General features: G+C 72.9%; 4 protein-coding genes. 1 reads left to right on the top strand and 3 read right to left on the bottom strand.

Annotated features, from left to right (window positions below; all coding sequences use genetic code 11):
- The first annotated feature begins 113 nt into the window (after window positions 1–113).
- Window positions 114–1,169, top strand: coding sequence for a hypothetical protein (locus tag AB0M20_RS35895; RefSeq protein ID WP_364305040.1), 1,056 nt, complete (start codon window positions 114–116; stop codon window positions 1,167–1,169).
- Between the two features lie 6 nt (window positions 1,170–1,175).
- On the opposite strand, the gene AB0M20_RS35890 is transcribed toward AB0M20_RS35895, so the two are convergent.
- The 3 genes from AB0M20_RS35890 to AB0M20_RS35880 all read right to left on the bottom strand — a co-directional run.
- Complete coding sequence (locus AB0M20_RS35890) at window positions 1,176–1,484, bottom strand: DUF6886 family protein (RefSeq protein WP_364305039.1); 309 nt, start codon at window positions 1,482–1,484, stop codon at window positions 1,176–1,178.
- Between the two features lie 25 nt (window positions 1,485–1,509).
- Window positions 1,510–2,571, bottom strand: coding sequence for an aspartate-semialdehyde dehydrogenase (locus AB0M20_RS35885; RefSeq protein ID WP_364305037.1), 1,062 nt, complete (start codon window positions 2,569–2,571; stop codon window positions 1,510–1,512).
- The coding region (locus AB0M20_RS35880) for an ACT domain-containing protein (protein WP_364305035.1) at window positions 2,571–2,868 on the bottom strand (298 nt) is incomplete at its 5' end. The genes AB0M20_RS35880 and AB0M20_RS35885, both read right to left, overlap by 1 nt.

Here is a 2,868-nt window from a genome sequence, read left to right as displayed (position 1 = left end):
CGGCGTCACCCGTCCGCTGAACCCGCCCCCGCTTTGTCACCCACACCTATCAATCGTTGCGCTCCCCAGGGCGGGGGGCGGCCGCTGTGTCCCGCCGGCCCCCCCCCGCTGCCATGTCCGGCTGCGGGAGCGGCGAGAAGCCGGTCGACCCGGCGAAGGGCCTGGCCGATCTGCTGCGGGTGCACGACGCCCTGGTCACCGCCGGCGGCTGGGGCGACGCGGGACTGTCCCTGCTGGACGTCCGGCGAAGCCCGTGCGCGAACGGCGACGGCCAGACCGTACGGGTGTCGTGGGTCGCCCCGACCTCCGATCCGGCGGACCCGCTGCGGGCCTCGGCGTCCCCCACGGATCCGCCCGGCGTTCCCGCGGCGTCCGACAGGGTGCGCGAGGCGATGAGGGCCGCGCTGGGCGCCCTCGAGCCCGGCGACGGCCACTCGGGCGACGACGTGCGGCTGCTCGGCGTGCACGCGACCTTCAAGGACCAGAAGGACCGCGTACACGCGCTGAACAGCAGGGCGACCATCGTCGTCTCGTCGGTCGGCACGACCTTGACCAGCGCCTGCCTGTCGGTCGCCGAGGCTCCCGCCCCGCCCGAGGCCGGTTCGGTCGATCCGCCGGCCGCGCTCGCCGCTCTCCGCCGCGACCGTGCCGTGCCGGGTGACGGCTGGGATACGTCGCGGCGCGTCACCGGCCCGGTGGGTCCCGACGAGGCGCTGCGCGAGGTGGACTGGCGGTTGGACAGCGCGGCCGAGGCCCTCCGGGACGGCCGGGACGGCGCCGCCCGCGAGTTCGACGATAGTGAACTGGTGCGTGCCGTCGACCGCACGGCATGCTCCTCGGCGGGCCTGTCCCGCGTCGTGGCGACGGTGAAGCTTCTTCCGCCGCGCTCCACCTATTCGACCGACCCGTCCGTGGTCACGGCGTGGCAGCAGATGCCGGACGCGCCGTGGAACCTGTCCTCGTGGATCGACAACGTGCCGCCGTTCCCGGGCAAGGTCCAGCCGGCCGCGACCACGCCGGCGGGCCCGCCGGTCCTGCTGGGCGGCGTCGAAGCCCGCGGCGGTGTCCTCCTGCGCGGCACACCCGCGAACACGCAGCTGCAGGTCGTGGGCCCCTGCGCGAAGCTCGCCACCGACCCGGTCCTGGCCGCCGCCCTGGGCCTTCAATAGCCGTGGCTATCGCTGTGTGCTTGTCGGGCCCGGCTCGGCCGGGCGCGCGTTGCGCATGCGGATGCCGCTGAACTCGCCGCCGGCCGCGACCACCGCGTCCATGTACGGCCACAGCGAGCAGGCCAGGCGCAGCTCCACGTCGTGCTCGGCGAAGGCGGCGAAGCCGTCGTGCACGCGGCGAACCGCGGTCACGGTCGCGTCCTGCCCGCTGACCCAGTAGCCGGCGATCTCGTCGATCACGGTGAAGCCGGCCGGGTCGAGCTCGTGCACGAAGAGTGTGGCGTCCTCGATGCGCGCCACCCAGGCGTGTTCCACGTCCGGCCTGCTCCAGACGGCACGGTCACCCCTTGGCGAACTCGGCGGCCAGGAGCTCGGCGATCTGGACGGTGTTGAGGGCCGCGCCCTTGCGCATGTTGTCGCCGGTGATGAAGAGGTCGAGGGCCCGCGGGTCGTCCATCGCCCGGCGGATGCGGCCCACCCATGACGGGTCGGTGCCGACCGCGTCGATCGGCATCGGGAACTCGCCCGCCGCCGGATCGTCGACCAGGATCACGCCCGGGGCGTTGCGCAGGACCTTCCGCGCGCCCTCGGCCGTCAGCTCGGAGCCGAAGACCGCGTGCACCGCGATCGAGTGCCCGGTGACCACGGGAACGCGGACGCAGGTCGCCGACACCTTCAGGTCGGGCAGCCCGAGGATCTTGCGCGACTCGTTGCGCATCTTGAGCTCCTCGGACGACCAGCCGTTCTCGGCCAGCGCACCCGACCACGGCACGACGTTGAGCGCGACCGGCGCCGAGAACGGCCCGAGGTCGTCGCCGACCGCCTGGCGTACGTTGCCCGGCCGCGACCCCAGCATCCGGTCGCCGGCCACCTTGGTGAGCTGGTCGTGCAGGGTGTCCACCCCGATCTGACCGGCCCCGGACACCGCCTGGTACGACGCCAGCACCAGCTCACGCAGCCCGTACTCGTGGTGCAGCGGCGCGATCGCCATGATCATCGCCATCGTGGTGCAGTTGGCGTTGCTGATGATGCCGCGCGGACGCCGCCGCATCGCGTCGCGGTTGACCTCGGGCACGACCAGTGGGACGTCCTTGTGCATCCGGAACGCCGCGGAGTTGTCCACCACGGTCGCCCCGCGGCTGACGGCCACCGGCGCCCACTCGAGCGACACGTCGTCGGGCACGTCGAACATCGCCACGTCGATGCCGTCGAAGACGTCGGCCGTCAACTCGTACACCGGGAGGTCGCGGCCCCGGCAGGGCAGCGACCGGCCCGCCGAGCGCGCCGAAGCGATCAGCCGGATCTCGCCCCACACGTCGCGCCGCGACGACAGCAACTCGCGCATGACGGTGCCGACGGAGCCGGTGGCTCCGACGACGGCGAGCGCGGGCTGGTTCGCCATTACCGCCCGGTGCCGGCGTAGACCACCGCCTGCTCGTCGCCGCCGAGCTCGAACTGCTCGTGGACCGCGCGCACGGCGGTGTCGAGGTCGCTGTCGCGGCACACCACGGAGACCCGGATCTCGGAGGTGGAGATCATCTCGATGTTGACCCCGGCAGCGCCGATGCAGGCGAAGAACGACGCGGCCACGCCGGGGTGCGAGCGCATGCCCGCGCCGACCAGCGACACCTTGCCGACGTGGTCGTCGAAGAGCAGGCTCTTGAACTTGATCTTGTCCTGGATCTTGTTGAGCGCCGCC

Source organism: Actinoplanes sp. NPDC051633, from assembly GCF_040681735.1.
Taxonomy (GTDB): Bacteria; Actinomycetota; Actinomycetes; order Mycobacteriales; family Micromonosporaceae; genus Actinoplanes.
The sequence above is the reverse complement of the archived record's forward strand: the minus strand, read 5'-3'. Positions and strand labels throughout refer to the sequence as shown.

What these genes read in the sequence shown, in the direction of transcription:
- AB0M20_RS35885 (WP_364305037.1), bottom strand. Translation starts at nt 2,571, where the DNA reads ATGGCGAACCAGCCCGCGCTCGCCGTCGTCGGAGCCACCGGCTCCGTC.
- AB0M20_RS35895 (WP_364305040.1), top strand. Translation starts at nt 114, where the DNA reads ATGTCCGGCTGCGGGAGCGGCGAGAAGCCGGTCGACCCGGCGAAGGGC.